The organism is Alteromonas pelagimontana, assembly GCF_002499975.2.
Classification (GTDB): Bacteria; Pseudomonadota; Gammaproteobacteria; order Enterobacterales; family Alteromonadaceae; genus Alteromonas; species Alteromonas pelagimontana.
Map to the genome: position 1 here is coordinate 1,691,653 of NZ_CP052766.1, position 24,271 is coordinate 1,715,923.

Annotated in this window: 17 protein-coding genes; 9 read left to right on the forward strand and 8 right to left on the reverse strand. The window is 45.4% G+C overall.

From position 1 onward, the window contains the following. Window positions 1-8: 8 nt before the first annotated feature. Complete coding sequence (locus CA267_RS07615; protein ID WP_232367611.1) at window positions 9-1,943, reverse strand: TonB-dependent receptor plug domain-containing protein; 1,935 nt, start codon at window positions 1,941-1,943, stop codon at window positions 9-11. Between the two features lie 170 nt (window positions 1,944-2,113). Next, complete coding sequence (locus CA267_RS07620; protein WP_075608043.1) at window positions 2,114-3,592, reverse strand: tryptophan halogenase family protein; 1,479 nt, start codon at window positions 3,590-3,592, stop codon at window positions 2,114-2,116. Between the two features lie 546 nt (window positions 3,593-4,138). Between CA267_RS07620 and CA267_RS07625 the strand changes: the two genes are divergently transcribed. The 8 genes from CA267_RS07625 (at window position 4,139) to CA267_RS07660 (ending at window position 17,044) form a co-directional block, all read left to right on the forward strand. Then, on the forward strand, window positions 4,139-7,147 hold the full coding sequence (locus CA267_RS07625) for a TonB-dependent receptor (protein WP_075608041.1): 3,009 nt from the start codon (window positions 4,139-4,141) through the stop codon (window positions 7,145-7,147). 209 nt (window positions 7,148-7,356) lie between these two features. Then, window positions 7,357-8,910, forward strand: coding sequence for a tryptophan halogenase family protein (locus CA267_RS07630; RefSeq protein WP_075608040.1), 1,554 nt, complete (start codon window positions 7,357-7,359; stop codon window positions 8,908-8,910). 44 nt (window positions 8,911-8,954) lie between these two features. After that, a complete protein-coding gene (locus CA267_RS07635; protein WP_075608039.1) occupies window positions 8,955-9,683 on the forward strand; it encodes a SapC family protein in 729 nt (242 codons plus the stop codon). Window positions 9,684-9,698: 15 nt separating this feature from the next. Continuing rightward, entirely contained in the window at window positions 9,699-10,715 is a 1,017-nt protein-coding gene (locus CA267_RS07640; RefSeq protein WP_075608038.1) for a cupin-like domain-containing protein, read from the forward strand. A 35-nt stretch (window positions 10,716-10,750) separates the two neighbouring features. Further along, the gene (locus CA267_RS07645; protein WP_075608037.1) at window positions 10,751-12,238 is read left to right on the forward strand and encodes a tryptophan halogenase family protein; all 1,488 of its coding nucleotides are present in this window, start codon (window positions 10,751-10,753) and stop codon (window positions 12,236-12,238) included. Window positions 12,239-12,257: 19 nt separating this feature from the next. After that, on the forward strand, window positions 12,258-12,968 hold the full coding sequence (locus CA267_RS07650; RefSeq protein WP_075608036.1) for a DUF6445 family protein: 711 nt from the start codon (window positions 12,258-12,260) through the stop codon (window positions 12,966-12,968). Window positions 12,969-13,256: 288 nt separating this feature from the next. Then, window positions 13,257-14,504 carry a sugar MFS transporter gene (locus CA267_RS07655; RefSeq protein ID WP_075608034.1) on the forward strand — a complete coding sequence of 416 codons (1,248 nt, stop codon included), beginning with the start codon at window positions 13,257-13,259 and terminating at the stop codon, window positions 14,502-14,504. Next, a complete protein-coding gene (locus CA267_RS07660; protein ID WP_075608033.1) occupies window positions 14,504-17,044 on the forward strand; it encodes a glycoside hydrolase family 3 protein in 2,541 nt (846 codons plus the stop codon). The genes CA267_RS07655 and CA267_RS07660 overlap by 1 nt, the downstream gene beginning before the upstream one ends. 37 nt (window positions 17,045-17,081) lie before the next feature. On the opposite strand, the gene CA267_RS07665 is transcribed toward CA267_RS07660, so the two are convergent. The 5 genes from CA267_RS07665 to CA267_RS07685 all read right to left on the reverse strand — a co-directional run bounded on the left by CA267_RS07665 (window position 17,082) and on the right by CA267_RS07685 (window position 22,385). Next, the gene (locus tag CA267_RS07665) at window positions 17,082-18,050 is read right to left on the reverse strand and encodes a cation diffusion facilitator family transporter (protein ID WP_083638265.1); all 969 of its coding nucleotides are present in this window, start codon (window positions 18,048-18,050) and stop codon (window positions 17,082-17,084) included. A 94-nt stretch (window positions 18,051-18,144) separates the two neighbouring features. Continuing rightward, the gene (locus tag CA267_RS07670) at window positions 18,145-19,161 is read right to left on the reverse strand and encodes a DUF2955 domain-containing protein (RefSeq protein WP_075608031.1); all 1,017 of its coding nucleotides are present in this window, start codon (window positions 19,159-19,161) and stop codon (window positions 18,145-18,147) included. Then, entirely contained in the window at window positions 19,151-20,218 is a 1,068-nt protein-coding gene (locus CA267_RS07675; protein WP_075608030.1) for an HlyD family secretion protein, read from the reverse strand. The genes CA267_RS07670 and CA267_RS07675 overlap by 11 nt, the downstream gene beginning before the upstream one ends. After that, on the reverse strand, window positions 20,215-20,655 hold the full coding sequence (locus tag CA267_RS07680; protein ID WP_075608029.1) for a MarR family transcriptional regulator: 441 nt from the start codon (window positions 20,653-20,655) through the stop codon (window positions 20,215-20,217). Before CA267_RS07680 ends, CA267_RS07675 begins: the two co-directional genes overlap by 4 nt. A gap of 413 nt (window positions 20,656-21,068) precedes the next feature. Next, window positions 21,069-22,385 carry a methyl-accepting chemotaxis protein gene (locus CA267_RS07685; RefSeq protein ID WP_075608028.1) on the reverse strand — a complete coding sequence of 439 codons (1,317 nt, stop codon included), beginning with the start codon at window positions 22,383-22,385 and terminating at the stop codon, window positions 21,069-21,071. Window positions 22,386-22,702: 317 nt separating this feature from the next. On the opposite strand from CA267_RS07685, the gene CA267_RS07690 reads away from it, so the two are divergent. Next, window positions 22,703-23,266: a BON domain-containing protein gene (locus CA267_RS07690; RefSeq protein WP_075608027.1), complete on the forward strand. Its 564-nt coding sequence runs from the start codon at window positions 22,703-22,705 to the stop codon at window positions 23,264-23,266. A gap of 184 nt (window positions 23,267-23,450) precedes the next feature. On the opposite strand, the gene CA267_RS07695 is transcribed toward CA267_RS07690, so the two are convergent. Further along, the gene (locus CA267_RS07695; RefSeq protein WP_075608026.1) at window positions 23,451-23,954 is read right to left on the reverse strand and encodes a hypothetical protein; all 504 of its coding nucleotides are present in this window, start codon (window positions 23,952-23,954) and stop codon (window positions 23,451-23,453) included. Window positions 23,955-24,271 lie beyond the last annotated feature (317 nt).

The window sequence follows — 24,271 nt, forward strand, 5'->3', positions numbered from 1 at the left end:
GTCGTTGTTTAATAAAACTGATAGGTAACACCGGCGTAAATTCGGCGGCTGGAAAGGCTTCTTGCGTCAAATAATCCCGCATTACTAAACGCAGTATTTTGATGATTATCCAGTAGATTTTCTGCCCCAAGCCGCCACTGCCAGTGCGGGGTTAATGTCTGCTGGAACACGGTATTCAAGGTAAAGGAAGTATCTTCATACACGCCGGTATAACTTTCGCTGGGCGCCACATCTCCCTCATAAACGCCATATAGCTGCCAGTCGGCGCTCATCCGTGGAAGCTTCCATGTTGCAGAGGCTTTCAACTGGTGGCGGGGGCGTTCGGGCAAACGGTTGTCATTGCCGTCAAGCGCGTGTAAGAAGCTGTAGTTAAGCTGCAAAGATAAGGTGTCGGAAGTCATGTCTACAGAGGCATCGAAGCCAGAGAGAATCGCCTGCTCCAGATTCTGATACTGCATAATATCCAAACCACTTTCGGCTGATGCCTCTGCATCAGTAAGGGTAGTAATGAAGTCGTCAGCATCTGAATAATGGACATTGATATCGGCGTTAACTTGCCAGCTATCTTTATTTGTCCACCAGCTTACGGCGAGGCCCATATTGCCGCTAATCGCAGTCTCTGGCACCAACTCGGCATTACCCAATACCATATAACCTAAGTTGCTGTGGTCAAAAACGTAGTAGCGTTCTTTTAAGTTGGGAACGCGATAACTTTCACCCACCCCAGCGCGCCATGTCCAGCGGGCATTGGCCAACCGAAACGGTACACTTACGCTGGCGCGGATAGCGTGGTGCCAGCCAAAGTCTGAATCCCGTTGCACTCGAACGCCCGCCAGATACTGATTATCATGCAGTTCCCAGTTTCCCTGACCATATGCTTCGACGCTGTTGCGAGAGGCATCATCGACTTCTGGAATAGTGCTATCTATACGGATCTGGTCCAGCTTATCCTGATGAACAACCCAACCACCAACCCACTCCACCTTATCCCGCATCCAGACTTTTTGACCTTCCAGCTCGGCCAGTTGAATCGACGTATTTCTTAATCCATTCGTGTTTCCGCTGGTTTCATCGTGAGTGATGTAGCGCGCATTAATAGACCCGTTTTTTGGTTGTTCGATACGAAAATCATGCTGCCACTGATTAACATCGGAAAAATAGGAAATGATGTCTGCCTGGCCGGGTATGACAGACACAGGTTTGTATTTTTCCTCGCTAAACCAGCGGGATTTCCAACTGACTACAAGCCCATCTTCGCTGTATCGTAAGCCGCCATTGGCGAATAACTTATCGACTTCTGCGCCATTTTGATTGATGGTATCTGAGTTATAATCAAACCCCGGCTGGGCAATAGACTGGGCGTTAAACGTCGCCTGCCAGTGGTCCCAGTTTTGTGCACCTTCAAGGCGATAAAGATGCCCCCATTCATCCCCTTCCACTTCATTACCCGTATTTCGTGCTAGCTCCCAATCTGCTTTTAAATGTGACGCAGGTTGAGTGTCGGTAATGATATTGATAACGCCGCCCATGGCCGCGCTGCCGTAAAGTACAGAAGCTGCGCCACGAACTATTTCAATCTGCTTAATATTGCTAACGCTTATCTGATCCAGATCGACTGCTGAACCGGTCGGCGCAAGTAGTGGCTGCCCGTTTAATAGAACCAGCACGTGGTCACCATTAAAACCGCTTAACTGAATGTTGTAACCGTCTTTGGCACTACGCTTAACCACCACCCCAGGCATTACTTCAAGCACTTGACGCAGAGTGCCCCGGCTTAATCGCGCAACGGCCTGACCGTCAATAACATCGACTTTAACAGGAGAGCTGGCGAGTAATTTTGGCGTACGTGTACCTGTCACCACCACTTTTTCAATGCCATCTTCGCTTTTGACAGCGGTTGATATGACAGTAGCGGCGACAGCGAAACTTAAAACACACTTCACAATGTTTGAACAGTAATGATAATGATTATCATTTGATATTGAGATATATAGCTTTTCTTCGCAACAAGTTTCAGAAGATTTACGCGGTAAGGATAAGGTGGTGAGGTATCAGGATGGGTTGAATTTGTACAAGAACGGCAGGCTCCGAAGTTTCGAAGCCTGCACAGCATTTACTGGCAGTATTGTTTTAAATACTGTTCATGGGTAGGTAAACGCTCAACGGTGCGGGTAATGTTATTTCTGATTTGGCTTAACAGATGCGTTAATTCTTCCCGGCTCATGTTATCAACAATAGGATGATAGCTGGCTGGCATGAGCCCTTGCCCTATCATTACCTGTTGCCAGGAATCATCAAACAGTTCATTGGCTTCTCTAAATATGCGTCCTGTTTCCTTAAACAACTTAATTCTGTGCGCCAGCGATGTCGGCACCTCCATTTGCCGACAATGCCGCCAGAACGGAGAATCTTTCCGTTCTGTAACATGGTAATGCAAAATAATGAAATCGCGAATGTGCTCGACATCAAAATCCGTTTGTCGGTTATATTCCTCGACATCAGTTTGTTGAATTTCTGTATGAGGGAACATTCGCAACAGACGCACAATTCCCTGCTGAATTAGGTGAATACTGGTGGATTCCAGCGGCTCAAGAAACCCGCTTGCCAACCCCAGCGCCACGCAGTTTTTATTCCACTGCTTTAGGCGGCGGCCGGTGCGAAAAGGAATCACCCGAGGCTCATTAAGCGGTGTTCCTTCAATATTGTTCAGCAACGTACTCATGGCTTCGTCATCAGACCAATAACGGCTACAGTAAACCAGGCCATTACCCACACGATGCTGCAACGGAATTCGCCATTGCCAGCCAGCTTCATGAGCAATGCTGCGGGTGTAGGGAATAGGGCTAGCTTGCGCTTCCGTTTGTACTGCAATTGCTTTATCACAAGGCAACCAGTGCGACCAGTCTTCGTAGCCGGTGTGCAGGGTCTGTTCAATCAGTAAACCGCGAAAGCCGGTGCAGTCAATAAATAGATCGCCCTCAATTTTTTGACCATCATCAAGAAGGACACTTTCTATATAGCCGTTGTCTTCTCGCGTGAATACCTGCTGAATTTTAGCATCAATACGCCGCAAACCTTCCTTCTCGGCCAGATTACGCAAAAACTTGGCGTATAAAGAGGCGTCCAGATGATAAGCATAGTTCAACCCGTTATTGGGTAAATGGGCAAATTTACCGGCTTCTGCGGCGACCCGCTCCAGGCAGTAATCACCAAAGTCTGTGCTCAAGCCTTGTTGCAACCCTTTCAACCAGAAATGCTGAAAGCCTGCAGCCCAACAATCTTTTCCGGTTACACCAAAAGCGTGTAGATAATTCTGGTTTACCTCTTTCCAGTTTTCAAAGTTTATTCCCAGCTTGAAGGTAGCCTGGGTGGCAGCCATAAACTCTTGCTCGCTGACTTTCAAAAGTTTATGAAAGAAAACCAGCGTAGGAATAGTGGCTTCGCCCACCCCAACAGTGCCAATGTCACTGCTTTCAATTAACGTGACATCCACCTGTTTGCCTAACGTTCGGGTCATAGCCGCAGCGGCCATCCAGCCAGCCGTGCCGCCGCCTGCTATAACTACCCGCTGCTTTCTTGCTTGTTCTATCATTATTGTCTTCCTGCTGGTAAAGCCCAGCGGTTACTGCCTGAGATTGTTCGATAACCAGGCTTTACACTTAAGCGCGGCTGGCTCATCAATGTCGCATCTCTTAACTTCAATTCTAATATACGGCTTTTTTCAAAGCATATGTACGCGAGAACGTAGCGTCACCTTAATAGCCGGACTTTCTCATGTGGCGTTTCAATCGATATTCGAATTATTGATTGGGTTGATGCAGCAGAAAGCCCATTACCGCTGCCTTAACAAATGCTTGCAAATGAAGGTAGCTCAGCCAATCGCTAACGGTCAACCGGTTTATTCACTTACCAGCGCCGTTAGCCTCGCGACAACAAAAACGCGAATTCATAAAGGTGATACAAAATTTAGGCAGCTTGTTAACTATTTGTTGACCTTTTGAGACTTTTGTTTTACTTTCCCTGAAAGCGCTTACATTTACCGTTTATTGATAATCCAGTCATTGAAAGTTTGTAAGAGCTGGGGAAATTACGGCAAAAAATATTGCTGTAGAGTCAACAAACACAAAGGGACACACACATGAAAACTAGCACCTTTAATAAAAGTAGATTAGCGACGAGCCTGTCGTTAATTCTCGGTTCCATGGTTATGACGCCGTTGTCAGCACAGGAGCTTTCAAACGATAACGATGCTGTGGAAGTCATCAATGTTACAGGCATCCGTGGCAGTATGATTAAATCCATGGACGTCAAACGTTCATCAAGCGGTATTGTTGATGCGATTAATGCTGAAGATATCGGTAAGTTTCCAGATACTAACCTAGCTGAATCTTTGCAGCGCATTACCGGTGTATCAATTAACCGTGCTAATGGCGAAGGTAGTGAGGTAAGTGTTCGCGGTTTTAGTGGGGCACGTAACTTAGTAACGTTAAATGGCAGACAGTTGCCAACCACTACCGGCTCTCGTTCCTTTGATTTTTCTAACATTGCTGCTGAAAGTGTTAGTGGTGTAGAAGTGTATAAAACTTCCAACGCCAAAGTGCCCACCGGTGGTATTGGTGCTACCATTAACATTCTGACCGCGCGCCCCTTAAATAACCCTGGGCAACACGCAGCTGTCAGTGCACAGGTACTCAATGACACCTCGGCTACTGACGGTGGTACAACTCCAGAGCTGTCTGGTATTTATTCCAATACTTCTGATGACGGAAAATTTGGTGTGTCCATTTCTGCCAGTTATTCAGAGCGTGAAAGCGGTAATCAACAAGCTAACGTTGGCACCGGCTGGCGCAGTTTTGAAGGCACAGTTGACCAGGATTGGAGCGGTGCGCCTGGCGCTAATCCAGGCTGGGGTGGCGTACCTAAAGACGAGTTCCAAACCAATCGCCCTGGCGAAGGTGACATCTATTCTGTTCCGCAAACCACTATTTATAAGTTTGAAGAACAACAGCGCAAACGCAGTAATGCGCAGTTAGTCTTGCAATATCGCCCAATGGATAACCTAACTGCAACGTTAGATTACACCTATGTTAAAAAAGATACTGACACTCAGTTTAATGATGTTTCTGCCTGGTATAACTTTACCCCTTCTAGAAACGTATGGACAGATGGCCCTATCTCCACTCCTCTACTTTATTCAGAAGACTATGGTACAGATCTAAAAGACGTTGCAATGGGTGCGGGTGATTTTGGTGTTCGTGATGAAACAAAATCTTTAGGTCTAAATTTAAACTGGGAAGTGAATAACAGTTTAACCCTAGAGTTGGATTACCATGATTCATCAGCTGAAAATACACCAAACAATGAATTTGGCTCAAATAATAACCTAGCTATGGCCGGTTTTGTGCGCCAGGCCACAGCAACTGACTTTACTGGTGACTTACCTATACTTGCGGTTCGTGGTGGTAACGACATTCAATCTTCAGACATGTTAGTAACCGGTAGTACGTTTATCAACAACCGCAACCGTGCCGACGTCAAACAAGCTCAGTTCCGCGGTGAGTATATTTTTGAAGAAGCGGGTAGTATTGATTTTGGTATCGCGTTAACTACCACCGAAAACCATGGTCAAACAAAAAATATTGACCGCGGTAACTGGAGTGGTGAAGGCGAGGCTGGAATGTTTGACGAAAAATATTTCCCTCGTGAAAGCATTTATGATCAATTCGATGATGTCAGCGGTGGCAACTTTGAAGACTTCCAGGGTATTTATGGCATGGAAGATTTCGAAATTATGGACACCTACTTTGATTTCGATTTTCATGGTGTCCGTGAACAAGCTGCTCAACTACTAAGCCTACAAGCTATCGGCGATTGCGGTAACTCCTTCTGCCCATCTACTGATTATGCCTCACAAACTGATCGCTACAATAAAGAAGAAATGAAGTCAGTGTATCTTCAGTACAATTATGAAGGTGATTTTGCGGATATGTATTATGACGTGCATATAGGTGTACGTTATGAAGATACGGATGTAAGCTCTACCTCAGCAGTACCCGTTTACCAAATGGTAGCGCAATGGCAGGGCGATTCCGAAGTTTATTTACGCGATCCTTCTGCACCTGAGACCACTTTTGAAAGTGAAAGCGGTAGCTACGATCACTTTTTACCCAGCTTTAACTTTAATATAGAAGTGGTCGAGGATGTAATACTGCGTGCCGCCTATAGCAAGACCATTGGGCGTCCCAGCTATGGCGACATGATTGCTGGTACTGTACTCACCAAAGCAGGTCGTATAGATGGCTTTAATGGCTCTACCGGTACCGTAGGTCTGTTACCTTTGGAGTCAGATAACTATGACCTATCGGCAGAATGGTATTATGACGAAGGTAGCTACGTATCACTGGGTTATTTTAAGAAGGATGTCACTAACGATATCGAGTATATCGACGTGCCCACTAAGTTCGGTGTTTATACTCCGGCCAATGGTCCGTATTTTGAAGAAGCATTGGCTGAAGTAGGCCCCGAGGGTGCTAAGCAACGTCAGTATATCTATGATACATACCACGAAAGCGACCCAGAGCACGTCTACATGGAGGCCGGCAATATCATAGTACTGGCTAACCCCGAGACGGATGAAGAAATTGAATTCAAAATCCAGACACCTTCTAACTCAAGTGAAGAGAAAGGTTTTGATGGACTTGAATTTGCGGTTCAACACCTGTTTTGGGATACCGGGTTTGGCGGCATAGTTAACTATACCAAAGTTGATACCGACAACACCTATAACAACTTCGTTATTGGTGTACCTCAAACTGCCGAGTTTGGTATCAGTGATACTGCCAACGTAGTGGGCTTTTATGAAAACTATGGCTGGTCGGTCCGTGTTGCTTATAACTGGCGTGACAAGTTCCTGGTTTCAGGTTTCCAAGGCGATGTGGGCCCGTCTCCGCGCTATACCGAAGCTTATAGTCAGGTAGATTTAACCGTGAGTTATGACGTACCGCAAGTAGAAGGTTTAACTTTATTCTTAAACGGTATCAACATTACCAACGAATATTTGCGTCAAAGCGGTCGCAGCGAAGCGCAGGTGTTAAACGTAACGCAACAGGGCGCCCGTTATAACTTAGGTGTACGCTATACATTCTAATTTAACTTAGAATATTAATAGCAGCTTGATCAAGGCCGCTGAATCAAATTGGTTCATGTGGCCTTTTTTCCTAAAGGCTTTTACTGTTAACTCACTCTTTGGTTAATTCTTAAATGCATAGGTGTTATAAAACCAGCAAAGTGTGACAACCATGAAAGGCAAAACATGCAAAAAGGCTTTAGGAAAAATTAAAACTCAGGTAACGCAGTATGAGTGACAAAATTAACAACATTGTTATCGTCGGGGGCGGTTCCGCAGGATGGTTAACCGCAGGCGTACTTGCCGCTGAGTATAACACGCAAGGCGATGATGCCATTAATATCACCTTGGTGGAGTCAGATATTGTCGCGCCTGTGGGTGTGGGTGAAGGAACATGGCCCTCCATGCGTGCCACTTTAGAAAAAATGGGCATTAGCGAAACCGAGTTTCTTCTTGAGTGCGACGCCAGTTTTAAACAAGGCTCACAGTTTAACAACTGGCTAAATGGCAACGACCATTACTTTCATCCCTTTACCTTACCGATAGGTAATCAAGAATTAGATATTGCTCCATACTGGCAAGTCTATAAAGACAAAATCAGTTTTGCTAATGCCGTTTGTCCACAAGGACACTTAAGCGAAAGGCATCTGGCGCCAAAACAAATTTCCACTGCTGAATATTCCTATGCCGCCAATTACGGTTATCATCTTGATGCTGCAAAGTTAGGCGCCTTTTTACAAAAGCATTGCACTCAGAAATTAGGCGTAAAGCAGGTTATTGACCATGTCACGCACATCACTAGCGCCGAAAACGGCGATATTGCGTCTATTGCTACTGCCAAACATGGCGAGCTTATCGGTGATTTATTTATTGATTGCACAGGCAGTCAGTCGCTGTTGTTAGGGCAGCATTTCAAGGTACCTTTTGTTGATTGTAAACATACTTTATTTAATGATTCAGCGCTGGCAGCCCATGTGCCTTATGCCAGCGAAAATAGCCCTATCAATTCTTTTACCCACTCAACAGCCCAAACAGCAGGTTGGATATGGGATATTGGTTTGCCTTCGCGCCGCGGTGTTGGCCATACCTATTCTAGCGAACATATTTCTGACGATAGCGCAGAGCAACAGCTGCGCCAATATATTGCTCAGACAGCAAGCCAGCAAGTAAGCGAATCTGTGGCGGTGCGAAAAATAAGCTTTCAACCTGGCTATCGAAGCAAGTTCTGGCAAAATAACTGTGTTGCAATTGGCTTGTCTGCTGGGTTCATTGAACCTCTGGAAGCTTCAGCTTTAGCCTTAGTTGAATTATCTGCCAAAATGTTGAGTGAGCAATTGCCTGGAACTCAACAGGATATGGAAATTGTTGCAAAACGATTTAACCAGAAATTTTCCCAGCGTTGGCAAAATATTATCGATTTTCTTAAACTGCATTACGTACTGAGTAAAAGAACGGATTCAGCCTACTGGCAGGATAACCGCGACAATCAAACCATTCCCGAGTCGTTACAGCAACTGCTGACTCTTTGGCAGTATCAGCCACCTAGCCACTACGATATTCCGCAAACGGAGGCGCTATTTCCCACTGCTAGTTTTCAATATATTTTGTATGGTATGGGCTTCGAAAGTGGGGACGTACTTGGTAGAAAAAGAAAAAATAAAGCAGCACAAGCAGAGCGGCTATTTGCTGAGAATATGCAGCATAGCAAACACTTATTAGCTGCTTTGCCGGGAAATCGTGAGTTGCTCAATAAAATAAAAAAATATGGCTTGCCCAAGATCTAATGAAAGTAGACAAGCTATAGTCAGAATTATAAGCAGGAATATTTATGGCAAAAAATGTATTAGTAAACAATGTTGATCACCAGGACATAAAGGTCATTATCGAGCGTTCAGAAACTTATGGTGATAACGTCTGGTATACCCTTACTTTTCCTTCAGAATTTAGAAGCTTACAATCCTATTATCCGGTGTTTTTTCACAAAGATGCCAATACAGGGAAATTTTACGCTGTGGCTTTATTTGGCTTTGAAAACAATGAAAATTTGTTTTTAAAGGATAACCAATGGGACGCAGGTTATATTCCGTTAACCATAGCCAGACAACCTTTTTCCATTGGCATTCATAAAGTGCAGGAAAATGGTGAAGAAAAAAGCCAACGTATGTTACATATTGATTTGGAAAATCCTCGTGTTAATACTGAAAAAGGCGAAGCGCTGTTCCTGCCTCACGGCGGAAATAGCCCGTACCTGGATACAGTTGCCGATATGCTGGAAGTCATTCACCATGGCATGATAGATAGTGAAAAGTTTATTAACACCTTAATTGAACTGGAGCTACTCGAATCTTTTACGTTAGATATTACGTTAAATGACGGCTCTCAATATCAAATGCTAGGTTTTTACACTATCAATGAAGATAGGCTCAGCGAGTTAAGTGCAGATGAACTTGCCCAGCTTCACCGCCAAGAGTACTTACAACCCATTTATATGGCCATTGCTTCTCAAGCAAATATCCGACATTTAATGAATCGTAAAAACGCGTTATTAGGTTTATAGATTGACGTTACTATCATGCAGCCACTAAAAAACCCTATCCAACAACGAGCAGACTGTAAGCCCGGCCAGATCCCGCAGGACGTACTGCAGTCTAGTGAGCCTATACTCCTAAAAGGTTTTGCTCACGAATGGCCAATAGTTCAGGCTGGAATCGAATCGCCGCAGAAAGCAGCAGATTATTTACGTAGTTTATATAATGGCCAATTGGTATTTACTGCTTACGGTGAACCCTCAATTAAAGGTAGGGTTTTTTATAATGATGATATGTCCGGCTTTAATTGCCAAGCAGTCAAAGCGAGTTTACATCAAATACTCGATAGGATTTTTAAGCATGCAGACGACCCTACTCCACCGACCATTTACGTTGCCTCAACCGAGGTAAATAGTTGGCTGCCCGGCTTTGCCAATCAAAATTCTGCCGGACTTGATGAATGGCAACCGCTTACCAACATTTGGATTGGCAATCGTAGTCGCATCGCTGCCCATTATGACTTTCCCAACAATCTGGCATGCTGCGCTGTCGGTAAGCGGCGCTATACGCTTTTTCCTCCCGAGCAAGTTGCTAATTTATATGTCGGACCTATGGAGCTATCGCCTGGCGGGAGGGATATCAGTCTGGTGGATTTTGCCAATCCTGATTTTGCTAAATTCCCGAAATTTGAGCAAGCACTACAGGCAGCCCAGGTTGCTGATCTGGATGCTGGAGATGCTCTATACCTCCCGGGTATGTGGTGGCATCATGTAGAAGCGCTAACCCCGTTTAACGTATTAATTACACACTGGTGGCGGGATAGTCCGGCCTTTATGGGACGGCCTGAAAATGCTCTCGAGTTGGCTATTTTAAGTCTAAGAAACCTTCCCCCTGCGCAACGCAAGGCATGGAAAGCGTTGTTTGATCACTATATTTTCGAACATCAACCCGGTGATCAGGATCATATTCCCGACGATCGGAAAGGCATGCTTAGTCAGCCGCTGACGCCCATGGAAGCGCGCAAACTGCGTGCTGAATTACTGAATAAACTAAAAGTGTAGCCGAACCAGTTCTATGCTTTTGAAGGAAGATACCAATGAGTAGTCAAATTAAGAAAGTTGTTATTGCCGGTGGCGGCACCGCTGGCTGGATGTGCGCGGCGGCTTTAAGTAAATTATTAGGTAAAAATTTACACGTCACCCTCGTTGAATCAGACGACATTCCTACTGTTGGCGTCGGCGAAGCAACTATTCCCACGCTACTGGTACTACATAAATTACTGGGTATCGACGAAGCAGAATTTATGGCGGCGACCAATGCCACTTTTAAATTAGGCATAGCGTTTGAGAATTGGCGTGATATCAATCAGGACTACATTCACTCATTTGGCTTTTTAGGGAAAGACTGCTGGGCTGCCGGTTTTCAGCACTTTTGGTTAAAGGGTTTGAGGCAAAACATGGTCTCCGAAATCGGCGACTATATCCCAGAGCATTTAGCATGTCGCGAAGGACGGTTTGCCGTACTGGCTAATCAGGACAAAAATTATGCCTTTCACCTGGACGCTGGCCTTTACGCAAAGTTTTTACGTAATTTGGCGCAAAGACATGGTTGTGTTCGCACTGAAGGTACGATAACCCAGGTCAATCTGCGGGAAGACAACGGCTATATAAAATCGTTAACGCTGGCATCGGGGCAAGAGATTGAAGGGGATCTGTTTATTGATTGCAGTGGCTTTCGCGGTTTATTAATTGAACAAGCACTGCATACCGGCTATGAGCACTGGGATCATTGGTTGCCTTGCGACAGTGCCATTGCAGTGCAAACTGAAACTGTCGGCGAAGCCGTTCCCTATACACGTTCTATCGCTCACGATGCCGGCTGGCAATGGCGCATACCGCTACAGAACCGTACCGGAAACGGATTAGTTTTTTGTAGTAAGTACCTGTCTGATGAAAAGGCCAAACAGTTACTGCTCGAAAATGTGGAAGGAAAACTGCTCAATGAACCTCGTGTAATCAAGTATCGTACTGGCACTCGCCGTAAATACTGGAACAAAAACTGCGTGGCCATTGGGTTATCATCAGGATTTATTGAACCGTTGGAATCCACAAGCATTCACTTATTCCAACAGTCGATAGTTCGCCTTATGTTAATGTTCCCATCTGAGGGAATCAACCCAGCGTCAGTCGACGAATACAACCGTCAGTGCAGAAGTGAAATCGAGAATATTAAAGACTTCGTGATTTTGCACTACCATCTTACCGATAGAACAGATACGCCTTTTTGGCGCTACTGTAAAAATATGTCGATACCCACCACGCTAAAACATCGAATGGACTTATTTCAGCAAAGTGGCAAAACGTTGAAACTTGCTGAAGAACTCTTTGGAGAGACATCCTGGGTTCAAGTTATGCTGGGCCAGGGTCTTATGCCCAAACAATACCATCCAATTGTTGATTTAATGAGTGACAAAGAGTTAAAGGATTTTCTCGATACAATAAAAGCAGGGGTAAAGCGTAAGGTGAATAATTGGCCTAACCATCTGGATTTTATCAGGCATTACTGTCAGGCAACGAGAGTTTGAGTCAGTAGGTAGCTAAATTATGCCAGTTGAGAAAAAACTTATTAACCCTGATTTTGAAATTAAGATTATCAGAGTTGGCAAAGAGCAGACACCTGTTATGGTCATCGATGACTTTTTGCTGGATACCAAAGATGTTATTGCTAATGCATGTGAGTTTGGCCAGTTCACACGCGCTAGCACCTATTACCCCGGTAATAGAGCTAACTTACCGCGTTCATACGTTATCAAGGTGTTGCAGAGCATATACTTGCAGATATGTGAGCTGTACAAGATCCCCGAGGCTTTGAACCTAAAGCCACAGGCCACCACCTATTCCTTGATTACGCATCAGCCAGAAGAATTGCACGTGTTGCAGCGAATACCACATTTTGACAGTACTAACCCCTATTACTTCGCGGTCTTACACTATCTAAGTGATAGATGTCATGGTGATACCGGCTTTTTTCGCCACCGCCCGACGGGATTCGAAAGTATTACGGCGTCCCGAGAAAGTGTCTATTTGGATTCTACAAAAGAGCACTTTATGAAATTCGGGGAACCCTTACCGGCTTATTGCACTGAGACAAACGATCATTACGAGCTATACGACAAAATTGAATACAAACCCAATCGTTTAGCCATTTATCCAGGTAATTTGTTACATTCCACGCTGGTAAACACAGACACTGATATTGATGATAATCCCGCGACGGGTCGTTTAACTGCCAATATATTTATCGATTTTCTATAATAAATAACCCCAGCTCGCGATGCACTTCATTGCGGATTAGTATTGCCTACTAGTGGCGCTGATGCCGGGAACCAATATCAATTTCAAATGCCGGCGACAGTGCCCACGAAGAGACCTCACAAGTGTGCACTTTACACACAAAATGTAAGCGCTTGCATTTTGCTGAATTGTGAATATACTCCCAACACAATTTTAACAAAAATCGCTGTAAAGAAGCCTTTTTGTTAAATGGAAAAAAACTAAAAATATCAAAATGCTCGTTTTCCTTTAATGACAAGAGAACACTATATGGAATCATCTTCACCAATAGACGCGTCAGCGCCTTACTCAGCATCGAACTTCGTCCTCGGCACCTTAACCTCACTGTTTTTCATGTGGGGTTTTATTACTGCTATGAACGATATTCTGATCCCCCATCTTAAGGCGCTGTTCGAGCTGAGCTATACTCAGGCGATGCTGGTACAGTCTTGTTTCTTTGGTGCGTATTTTCTTATTTCTGTGCCCGGGGGATTGCTGGTAAAACGAATTGGTTACCAGAAGGGAATTGGGCTGGGCTTACTTACTGCAGCAATAGGATGTTTACTATTCATACCTTCGGCAATGTTTGCGCAGTACTGGATGTTTCTTGGCGCACTATTTGTTCTAGCCTCCGGTATTACTATTTTACAAGTGGCTGCTAACCCGCTTGTAACTATCATGGGCGACCCGAAAACAGCATCGAGTCGCCTTACCATGACTCAGGCATTTAATTCTTTGGGTACAACTGTCGCTCCCATCATCGGCGGCATGCTGTTATTTGCTGCACATGATGAAGTGAGCGCACAGACTGATGCCAATTCCGTTATTGCTCCTTATTTCGGCCTTGCCTGCGTGCTTGTGGTGATGGCAATTGCGATGGTAAAAGTAAAGCTTCCTTCCACTCAGGATAATGATGCTGAATTAGCAGCGTCGCCCGACAGTAGTGTACTGGGGCATAAGCATTTGGTTCTCGGGGTACTGGGAATCTTCACTTATGTTGGTGCAGAAGTTTCCATCGGCAGCTTTTTGGTAAACTATTTTGCTTCATCTCATGTGCTCAGTATGAGTGAAGGCCAAGCAGCTAGCTATCTGGCATATTATTGGGGTGGCGCTATGGTGGGCCGCTTCATCGGCGCTGTGGTAATGCAGAAAGTCAGTCCTGGTAAATGTCTGGCTTTTAATAGCCTGGTTTCCTGCATATTGATTGTGGTTTCTGTAAATACTTCTGGGGCCATCGCGATGTGGTCAATTTTGGCTGTCGGGTTATTCAACTCCATCATGTTCCCGACCATTTTCAGCCTGGCGTTAAAGGGGCTTGGGCGGCAAACCGCTAAAGGCTCAGGTTTGTTATGTCTGGCTATTGTCGGCGGTGCAGTCGTGCCGCTGTTGCAAGGTGTACTTGCAGATACAATCGGACTGCAATTGTCGTTCCTGCTGCCGCTTGTCTGTTATGTCTATATTGCTTATTACGGCGTATTTGGCTCTGCGCCTGTGACAACACAAAAAGGAACTCGATAATGAAGTCATCTTTCTGGAAAAAGACCGCCAGCGCTACGCTGGTTACTTTACTGCTCGCTGGCTGCAACAGTACCAGTCAAAAGACAGCGGCAACGCCTACGCTACCTCCCTCATCAGACACCACTGCGCCTGACTACTGGCCTGCGGTGAATTATGAAACCGCAAATCAGCAAGATGTCGAAAAGCGAATAAAAGCTATTTTAGCCGACATGACGCTGGAGCAGAAAGTGGCTCAGGTCATCCAGCCTGAAATTCGCGATATAACTTTGGAAGACATGCGCAAATATGGTTTTGGCTCTTATTTGAACGGCGGAGGAGCATTTCCCAACAATAATAAGCATGCTACGGTAGAAGACTGGATAGCACTGGCGGAATCGATGTATCAAGCGTCTGTCGATGACTCAATTGATGGCTCTACCATTCCAACCATGTGGGGAACAGATGCCGTTCACGGCCACAATAACGTAATTGGCGCAACACTGTTTCCGCACAATATTGGTTTAGGTGCAATGAACGACCCTGACGTTGTGCGCCGTATTGCCACTGCCACTGCTGAGGAAGTACGCGCCACAGGAATCGACTGGATATTTGCCCCCACTGTCGCTGTTGCCAGAGACGATCGCTGGGGACGCACTTATGAAAGCTATTCCGAAGATCCTGAAATTGTAGGTAAATATGCTCGGGCTATTGTTAGCGGTTTACAGGGTGATATCAGCGACGGCAATATTGACGATCGTCACGTTATTTCCACCGTTAAGCATTTCGTCGGTGATGGTGGTACAGAAGGCGGTGACGATCAGGGTGACAATCTTGCTGATGAAGCAACGCTGTTTAAGATTCACGCGCAAGGTTACGTTCAAGGGTTAAATGCTGGCGCTCAATCTGTTATGGCCTCATTTAACAGCTGGCATGGCAAAAAAATCCACGGCAACCAATATCTGCTGACTAACGTGTTAAAAGACAAAATGGGCTTTGATGGCTTTGTAGTTGGCGATTGGAACGGTCACGGCCAGATTGATGGTTGCACAAACGAAAACTGCTCTCAGGCAATTAATGCCGGTTTGGATATCTACATGGTTCCTACTGCCGCGTGGAAGCCGCTTTACGAGAACTTGATTGCGCAGGTGAAAAGTGGAGAAATTCCGCAGTCACGTCTAGACGATGCAGTAAGTCGTATTTTACGGGTAAAAATTCGGGCCGGTTTATTTGATTTACCGTCACCGGCCAAACGCGCACTTTCTGCTGACAATAGCGTTATTGGCTCAGACGAACACCGTGCTATCGCCCGTGAAGCAGTGCGCAAGTCTTTAGTAATGCTGAAAAACAAAGGCGGTATTCTGCCGCTTTCACCGAAAGCAAACATACTGGTAGCGGGTGATGCTGCTGACAACATTGGCAAGCAATCCGGAGGCTGGACCATTACTTGGCAGGGCACGGGCAATGAAAACAGCGACTTTCCTGGCGCTACCTCCATTTTTGGCGGTATCAAAGAAGTAGTCGGTGAAGCAGGCGGCAGTACAACCCTTTCCGCCGACGGCAGCTATGAGGAAAAACCAGATGTCGCCATTGTAGTATTTGGTGAAAACCCCTATGCCGAGGGTAATGGAGACTTGTCGAACGTTGAATATCAACGTGGCGAAAAATCAGATCTAGCGCTACTGAAAAAGTTAAAAGCTGAAGGTATTCCCGTTGTTTCGGTATTTATTACTGGCCGTCCGCTGTGGGTAAACCCTGAACTTAACGCCAGTGATGCTTTCGTTGTCGCCTGGTTGCCGGGTTCAGAAGGCGGCGGGGTGGCCGATGTTCTGTTTAAAGATGCACAAGGCGACACGCCGTTTCCTGTCAGTGGTGCATTATCTTTTTCCTGGCCGGCCACGCCATCTCAGGCTACGGTGAATCGGGGAGACGATCAAACTCCGCTATTCCCTTACGGCTACGGCTTGCAGTATGGTGAAAAAGATACGCTCTCTGATACTCTGCCCGTAGACATTGACACGGCAGAGGATGGTACCGCTGCTCAGCATGATATCTTCGCTCTCAGCGTGCAGAAGCCCTGGCAGCTACGTGCACGTAAAGGTACCGAAGAAGCGGTGATGAACAGCAATATTCTCGAATTACCAGGTTTATCAGTTCGCACCACCGACCGCCGGGTTCAGGAAGATGCGCTGCAACTCACCTGGCAGAGCGCTGGTGGCGAGGTTGCCTTTTTTGCGCCGTTTCCTGAAGATCTGCGGGACTACGCTACAGAAACCGGTTCTCTGAAGATGGATATTCAGTTGAGCGATACGGCTGAAGGTCTTGCGCTTTCTGTTGCCTGCAAAGAAAACTGCGAGAATGCCATTAATTTGTCTGACTACGCACAGCCAACGCAAGAATGGCAAACGGTGACCATCCCTACTGCTTGTTTAAAAGATATGGGCGCTCAGTTTGGGGAAGTCTTTACGCCGCTTTTAATCACCAGCGAGCGTGCCACCAGCTTGAGGGTTTCAGATATTCGTTTTGAAGCGAAAAGCGACAATACGGCCGACTGCAAGAAATAATCAGGCGCTTGACCTAAAAGAAAGTGAAAAGGGGCAGTTATCTGCCCCTTTTTTGTTGGTCATGGTCATGGTCATGGTCATGGTCATGGTCATGGTCACAATCAGGATAAAGCTCATTTCCATCGCGGCAATACTCGCCAGGCAACTCAAACTCAATGGTAGTATGCGCTAACGAAAAAGGCGCAAGCTTGCCGTCCACCTGCTCTTTTAACGATTTAAGCAAAACAGCGTCTGCGTCTACTGATAATACAAGATGCGCCGTCAGTACATGATGCTCGCCATCCAGAGACCAGAAGTGCATATGATGAATATCTTTTACATGATCTACTTCAAATAGCGCATCGCGCATCTTACGCTGTTGTTCGCTGTCAGGGTTTGCCTGCAAAAAAAGCTTCATTGTCTGTACAACATAGCGCAACACATTAAACAGAATAAATAACGTGAACAGTACCGACAGCAAAGGGTCCAGTACAGGCCAGTGATAAAAATGCAATACAATAGCCACAATTAACACGGCTACCCAGCCCAATACATCTTCTAGCAAATGCCAATTAAGCACCTTTTCATTTAGGGAGCCGCCGCCTTGCAATTTAAACGCAGCGTATCCATTGACGGCAATTCCAAGTATGGCCAAGGCAATCATACCCTCGGTGCCAGGCATTTCAGGGGCCAAAAGCCGAGGGATCGCTTCTGATAATACCCACGCCGAACCTATGACTAGTATCACCCCATTTATCAGTGCACCTAATAAACTTAAGCGTTTATATCCGTAACTGTATTGTTCGGTAGCTTGCCGGTGCCCTACCCTGCCCAAATACCAGGCAAGGCCAATGGAAAGTGAATCCCCCAAATCATGAACGGCATCAGCCATGATCGCCACACTATTGGTTAGCCAACCACCGATAAATTCAATAATAGTGAAGATGAAATTCAGCCAAAACGCCCAACCAATGCGGCTGGTATCTTGGGGAATATGATGGTGCCCGTGATGCCCGTGATCGTGCACGTTATGCCTCCTGCTGATGATTAACGTATATCACTATACCTCTAATCATTGCCGTACCGTCAAGTAGTTATCCCGTATCCATTGACCTGCAATACTAGGTATTTTGAGTGGCAGCAAATTTGTTAAGAAAGCCATCAAGATAATAGGCAACTATCATTAAAACGCACAGGGCGCCGACCACCGATGATAACCGGTATAACCCGCTGTAAAACATATCCGCATTAGGTTGTAGATACTGGCCAAATAATATGCCTAATGTGGTTAATGCGCCAAATCCCATCCCTGAACCTGATCTTTCGATTAGATGAAGCTTTGCAGCAAACATTACGGTCATAAACATAACCAGAACCACTAACGGCAAATACTGGATTAAGTCGTACATCATAATTTGTACGGTAATTCCTAATGCGCAGCCGAGTGCCACACCCTTCGCGCGCTTGAATGCGCTGGTAAGTGTGCCCTGGTATGTCATTGGAAATAGCACCAAAACAGTGGCGACCTGGGCAGATAAAGAATCTTTTAAGTCAAAAATCTGAAATACCACAAAGGAGATGGTAGCCAGGCACGCGCCCATCAGCATGCGATGGTTTATCTGCGGCGCTGATAATTGCTGCTTAGGCGGCATCGGCACCGGCTCTTTTTCAGGAATAATCCAGTAAAGGCAGGCTGCACTGCATACCGAAATTAAGGTCGCCAAAAATGTCGCCATCATCATATCGCTTAATGACGTGCCAGGATAACTCGAAAAGTGAAGTAGCACTGACAAGGAAATGAGACCTGAAGCCCACATCATAAAATGCGAGGACACAGCCATAAACCGAAAATGTACGGCAAATACTGCAAACACGCCCATTGTCATTAGCAGTGGAGATTCACTAAAGAAAATATTCAGTAGATAAATTTCCACTCCGGTAATTGTCACGCTTCCTAAAAACTGAAAAGCCACCAAGCTATCAAACTTGGGCAACATGCCCAGAAGCAGCATAGGGTAAACGGTAAAAAAAACGCCGTAGGGCCAGTTCATCACTTTCGAAATGGTAAAACCAATGCACGCGCCAAACGCAATTCGAAGAAGGCGACGTTGCTCCTGCACGGTAAAATCAGTAGACATAATGCAATAAACTCACGATAGTCATCTGCGTTTTACCTAACCAGTGGAAAAAGCCTGAACTGCTTTTTTCCAGCAGAACCGTTGCGCGGGCTCCTGTCACTAGCGAGGGCGGCAATTTAGCATCCTGTAAAGCAATATATACCCGCACCCGCTGAGCATCTCGTACCCAGCGATCAGATTCTTCTGGTTGTGCCAGCTTACCATCGGCAGAAAGCTGGCCTTCCGCAATACCAAAATCTTTCGATGTTAACCTTCCTGTGAACACTTTCCCGGGCAGCGCGTCAAAAACCACAAGTGCGGTAGCCGCCTGGCTGATCTGATTAAGGCTTTTTTCGCGAAAATCCGCCGCAATGCGTTCTTTGCCAGTCACCACTAACGACATCAGGGGCTGGTTTGCCTGCGCCTGAACACCGCGAGTCAACTGGAGATTAGAAATAAAGCCGTCATCCGCCGCTGTTACTGTGGTTCGCGACAGGTTCAATTCGGCCTGACGCAGTTGGTTTTGGGCTATTCGTACACGAAGATTCTCATCACCCTGCTCACCCAGTTGTACCTGAATCGACCTTTTACTTTGAATTGCTGCTTGTAATTCTGCTGCCGCAGAATCTACCTGAGCAGACATTTGATCAACCAGCTGCTGACTTACAAGATTCTGACTTAAAAGCGTTTTCAACCGCTTTTGTTCTCTTACCGTTTCCTCATGATTTACCGTAGCCTGAACAACAGTCGCTTCAGCCTTGGCCAACTGCGCCTGAAGGTTTTCGTTTTCCTGCTTGGCCTCACTCAGCGCCAGTTGCGCTTTTTCTACCGCAATTTCATAATCTCGGGGATCGATAGTAAATAGAACGTCTCCTTGAGCCACTTGCTGATTGTTGGTTACTGCAACTTGAATAACTTCACCGGAAACTCTTGGAGCAATGGCCACTACAGGGCGCTGTACCATTGAGTGCGGCGTCATAGGAATAGTAACATCAGCAACCATAATGTAACCAAATACCAACACGAACAGAACGGCCGCCCGCCTCATCCATCGGTTAAATTGTGCATCTGCTGTCATTTTTTCTCCGCTTCTAAAAAATGTTGAGAGTTACTGATCACTTTGTCTAATAGCACGCCCAGTTCTTTACGCTCTTTGAGTGAAATACCCTCGAGCATGTGCTGACGCCCAGCTTTGGCTTTATCTTCAACCTGTTCGAGTAATTCGCGCCCTTTCACTGTAAACCAGAGCGTTTTGCGTCTGGCGTCTTGCGCACAATTACGCCGCTCCACTATGCCGGCCTCTTCCAAATTATTAAGAGTGCGCAAAATGGAAGGCTGTTCAATTCCCATCGTATCGGCAAGTTCCTTTTGGCTGCACCCTTCGCCCAGGCGATCTAAATGAAGCATTGCCATCCAGCGTGACTGTGTCAGGCCTATTTCCGCCATGTAATGATCAACTGCGTTTCGCCATCCATAAGCAGCTCGGGATAATAACCACCCTATTTGGCTTTCCATGGAACCTCCTCAATTACTTAGCGTGCTAATTAAAATACCATATAGTTAGTACGCTAAGCAATAATTTATATTGTTAAAATGTGGCGGTGCCAGGTCTTTGTTCTTAGGCTGATAAGAGAATGCGGGCAGGAGATCGCGAATGTTTTTTAAACAATCAGTGAATAATTATTAGCCGAAGTCTTGGTGCATGGGGGCACCAGCAGAGCCGATTTTACAGCGTGTCGGGAAAGAGATTTTTACTTGTTTTTTAATGCTGCCTTACTAATCTACCTTGATGTGAACTCATTCAGCGCGAGAAGAGGTAATGGCCACGGGGTAAATATCGGCGGCTTAAATAAGTAGAGCGCTGGAATACAACATCCTGCAGCGCTATCGTTTTTAAAAAAAAGTGAGAGTATCACCCTCTCAGCAAATTATTCTTTGAGATGGTCCGCGAATTGGCCTACAGCATCAACCACTTCTTGAGCGCCTTGCTGAATTTCTTGAATTACACTACCTGCGCTACTAGCTAGCGCTAAGCCGTGTTCTGCCTGAGCCTTACCTTGATTTACCAACGACACGGCCTCTGCTGCCAACGTTTGATTATGTTGCACTACCGAAACAATTTCTTCGGTAGAGGATGTGGTGCGAGACGCCAGCTGTCTGACTTCATCTGCTACCACAGCAAAGCCTCTGCCTTGGTCTCCAGCCCGCGCGGCCTCTATTGCGGCATTAAGTGCTAACAAATTGGTCTGATCGGCAATGCTGCTGATACTGCTTATAATTTTGCTTATTTTCACTGACTGCTCATCCAGCGCACCGATGCCACTACTGGCTGATTCCATTTGCCTAGCCAGAACATTCATTGCTTCGACCAGCTCATTAGTCACTTTCCGACCTCGCTTAGCGGCGTCATCAGTGCGATTCGACGTGTGAAAAGCAATATCTGCTGCTTGTGAGACAGCCAGCTCTCTTTCCACCTGAGGAGTAATTACAGTGGCAAACTTTACCACCTTATATAACCGCTTATGACTATCAGCTACCGGGTTATAAGAGGCTTCGAGCCAAACAGCATTACCTTGCTTATCTATCCGTTTAAAACGATCTGCAACGAACTGGCCATTCCGTAGCCGGTTCCAAAAATTCTCGTAATCACTGGAATTGTACTCTTCAGGTTCACAGAAAATTCTGTGATGTTTTCCTTTTACATCTTCCAATCGGTATTTCATTGCACTTAAAAACGCATCATTGGCTGTTAAAATTTTTCCTTCCAGATCAAATTCAATGACCGCTGTTGAACGAGTTAAAGCCTGTACAAGGTTTTCATGCTCCAGCGACGTTTTAATTGTACGTGTGAGATCACTGCAATGAAGGGTAAAATATTTGACCACCCCTTGAGAGCTTAGGACTGGCTGCATAATGGTTCGTAGCCATCCTTCTTTGTTATCCCGCTTCAGAAACTGCACCACACCGGCATAATGAGAAGCATCTTTCAGAGAGGCGGCAAACTTTTTAAAATGAGGAGTTGACCTTGCGATATCTGGCACAAACTGTAGGAATTTTTTACCCACGATGTCCTTATCCTGATAGCCTAGTTCTTTTTTAAAACTCTCATTTACGTATTCTACACCGCCCTGATTGTCCAAACGGACATAAATCATTTCAGTATCTAAGCTCTCCCGGATCTGGCGTAAATGAAAAAGCTCTTCCTTTAACTGTATTATTTCTGCCTTTAAGTGGTTATTGAACATCGTTCGTCCAGAGTCTGTAAATGGAGCAATTTAGAATAGTAAGATGCCTTGGCTCAGTTGGCAAATTCCGAGAGTTTCTACATCATTGAAAGACTATTTTTTGTTTTCTCAACCATAGTGAGAAAGTGTATGAAAGAAACGACACACCACTGAGTAAAATCTTCACAGATCCTACCTGAAGTTTCAGAGCGTAAAGACACAAATATGGAAAAAATCATTTGTTTCAAGGTGTTACTGCGTAAACTTATGATAAGAAAAATGTGGCACAGATATAGCTTTATGATAAATAACGGATATTTGAATAACAGGATATAGCAATGAAAAGGAATATTCTTTCTTTAGCAATGATCGCTACGTTTGCTATGTCTTCTCTGCCGGTGCTAGCTGACGAATCGCGAAATGAATGGAAAGCGTCGGCCAAGGATGCATGGATAGATGGCAAAGCAGAAGCGACATTGTTATTCAACGGAAAACTCAACACGTTTGACATTAACACGGATGTCAGGGATGGCACGGTTATATTAACCGGAAAAGTTGACACTGAAGTTGACAAAGCACTTGCCACGGAATTGGTGGAGTCGCTAAAAGGAGTAGTCAGAGTTGATAACCGATTAACCGTTGTTACACCAGAAAATCATGACGATGAATGGAAATCGTTCGCCGGGGAATTGCAGGATGCAAAAGTAGTGACAGTGATAAAAGCACGCCTACTCCTTGAGTCTAAATTATCTGGTGGTGACATAGAAGTCCGCGCTCAACAAGGGATTGTTACCTTATCAGGCAAAGTGAAATCCGAAAGCGAACGGGATTTGGCTATAGCCATTGCGAAGAACACTGATGACGTTGAGGACGTCGTAAGTGAACTGTCTGTTGACAGTTAATCTCCCCTCCAGGCCGTCCTAGGCCTATCAATACCTCTGATTTTCACCCGCTTTATGGCGGGTGCTTTTTTTTGGCCGTAAAAGTAATTTATACTGGTGCCGGGGAAATATCCGAAAAAATACTAACCCTCATTGATGTGTGTTTAACTCAGAGATAGAGCAATAGTATAAGCAAAAGAAAAATTTAATTTGCGACACTTCTATGAAGCTTGCTTCGATAAAGCAAAGAGAAGAACCACCGTTTGGCAAGCTTCATATCAAAAGCAACTTCATCGGCTTTTCCTTCAGAAATACGCGAAGCGATAGCATCATACTGATGGAATTCGGCATCAAAATGGCGCGGCTCGGAAATGTTGTAACGATAGGCGAATTGTTGCTGTATTTCTGTAGAATCGTCTTCCCAAACCGGCATCAGCAGCGTGCAATTTTCCGACTTTTTCTGGTACGTTATGCTGTTGATCCCCAAGGTGTCGGCAAGCTCCAGCACAACATCTTCTCTTTCGGACTGTCCCTCAAGCGAGTAGCGGCTTACGGATTGCTCTTTTCCAATGTCACAAGCCATTTTAGCAATCATAATAAACGTCGCTTTGTGCGCGATAAAATTCTCCTGCATAGACTTATAGCTTGGCCGCTGTGAACAGCTTGAAATCGATAATGTAGCGAGCAGTAATATCAGTATTTTTATCATAAATTCAATCCCTTGATCTACTGAGGGGCGCACATGATGCCAAAGACAAAATGGAATTTCCAATCTTCCGGGAAATTAAACAACACCCATTGCTTTCATCGTTGAAGAGACACGTCCTTACAGCGATGTATTGTGAGGCAGATATGCAGACAGAACGCTCCCCTTTATCTAAATGACTTTCCTGGCTATGAGTCATAACGACGACATCATTCACAACAGGCTATAAACCTTCTTTGATCGCTGTGCCGCAGCATCCATGTATTGCACAGTGTATACACAGGGTTCTGAATGATGTATTCGTTTGCCTTTCTATGGAT

Coding starts and splice junctions, on each gene's coding strand:
- CA267_RS07620 (WP_075608043.1), bottom strand. CDS start 3,592: ATGATAGAACAAGCAAGAAAGCAGCGGGTAGTTATAGCAGGCGGCGGC.
- CA267_RS07625 (WP_075608041.1), top strand. CDS start 4,139: ATGAAAACTAGCACCTTTAATAAAAGTAGATTAGCGACGAGCCTGTCG.
- CA267_RS07630 (WP_075608040.1), top strand. CDS start 7,357: ATGAGTGACAAAATTAACAACATTGTTATCGTCGGGGGCGGTTCCGCA.
- CA267_RS07635 (WP_075608039.1), top strand. CDS start 8,955: ATGGCAAAAAATGTATTAGTAAACAATGTTGATCACCAGGACATAAAG.
- CA267_RS07640 (WP_075608038.1), top strand. CDS start 9,699: ATGCAGCCACTAAAAAACCCTATCCAACAACGAGCAGACTGTAAGCCC.
- CA267_RS07645 (WP_075608037.1), top strand. CDS start 10,751: ATGAGTAGTCAAATTAAGAAAGTTGTTATTGCCGGTGGCGGCACCGCT.
- CA267_RS07650 (WP_075608036.1), top strand. CDS start 12,258: ATGCCAGTTGAGAAAAAACTTATTAACCCTGATTTTGAAATTAAGATT.
- CA267_RS07655 (WP_075608034.1), top strand. CDS start 13,257: ATGGAATCATCTTCACCAATAGACGCGTCAGCGCCTTACTCAGCATCG.
- CA267_RS07660 (WP_075608033.1), top strand. CDS start 14,504: ATGAAGTCATCTTTCTGGAAAAAGACCGCCAGCGCTACGCTGGTTACT.
- CA267_RS07670 (WP_075608031.1), bottom strand. CDS start 19,161: ATGTCTACTGATTTTACCGTGCAGGAGCAACGTCGCCTTCTTCGAATT.
- CA267_RS07675 (WP_075608030.1), bottom strand. CDS start 20,218: ATGACAGCAGATGCACAATTTAACCGATGGATGAGGCGGGCGGCCGTT.
- CA267_RS07680 (WP_075608029.1), bottom strand. CDS start 20,655: ATGGAAAGCCAAATAGGGTGGTTATTATCCCGAGCTGCTTATGGATGG.
- CA267_RS07685 (WP_075608028.1), bottom strand. CDS start 22,385: ATGTTCAATAACCACTTAAAGGCAGAAATAATACAGTTAAAGGAAGAG.
- CA267_RS07690 (WP_075608027.1), top strand. CDS start 22,703: ATGAAAAGGAATATTCTTTCTTTAGCAATGATCGCTACGTTTGCTATG.
- CA267_RS07695 (WP_075608026.1), bottom strand. CDS start 23,954: ATGATAAAAATACTGATATTACTGCTCGCTACATTATCGATTTCAAGC.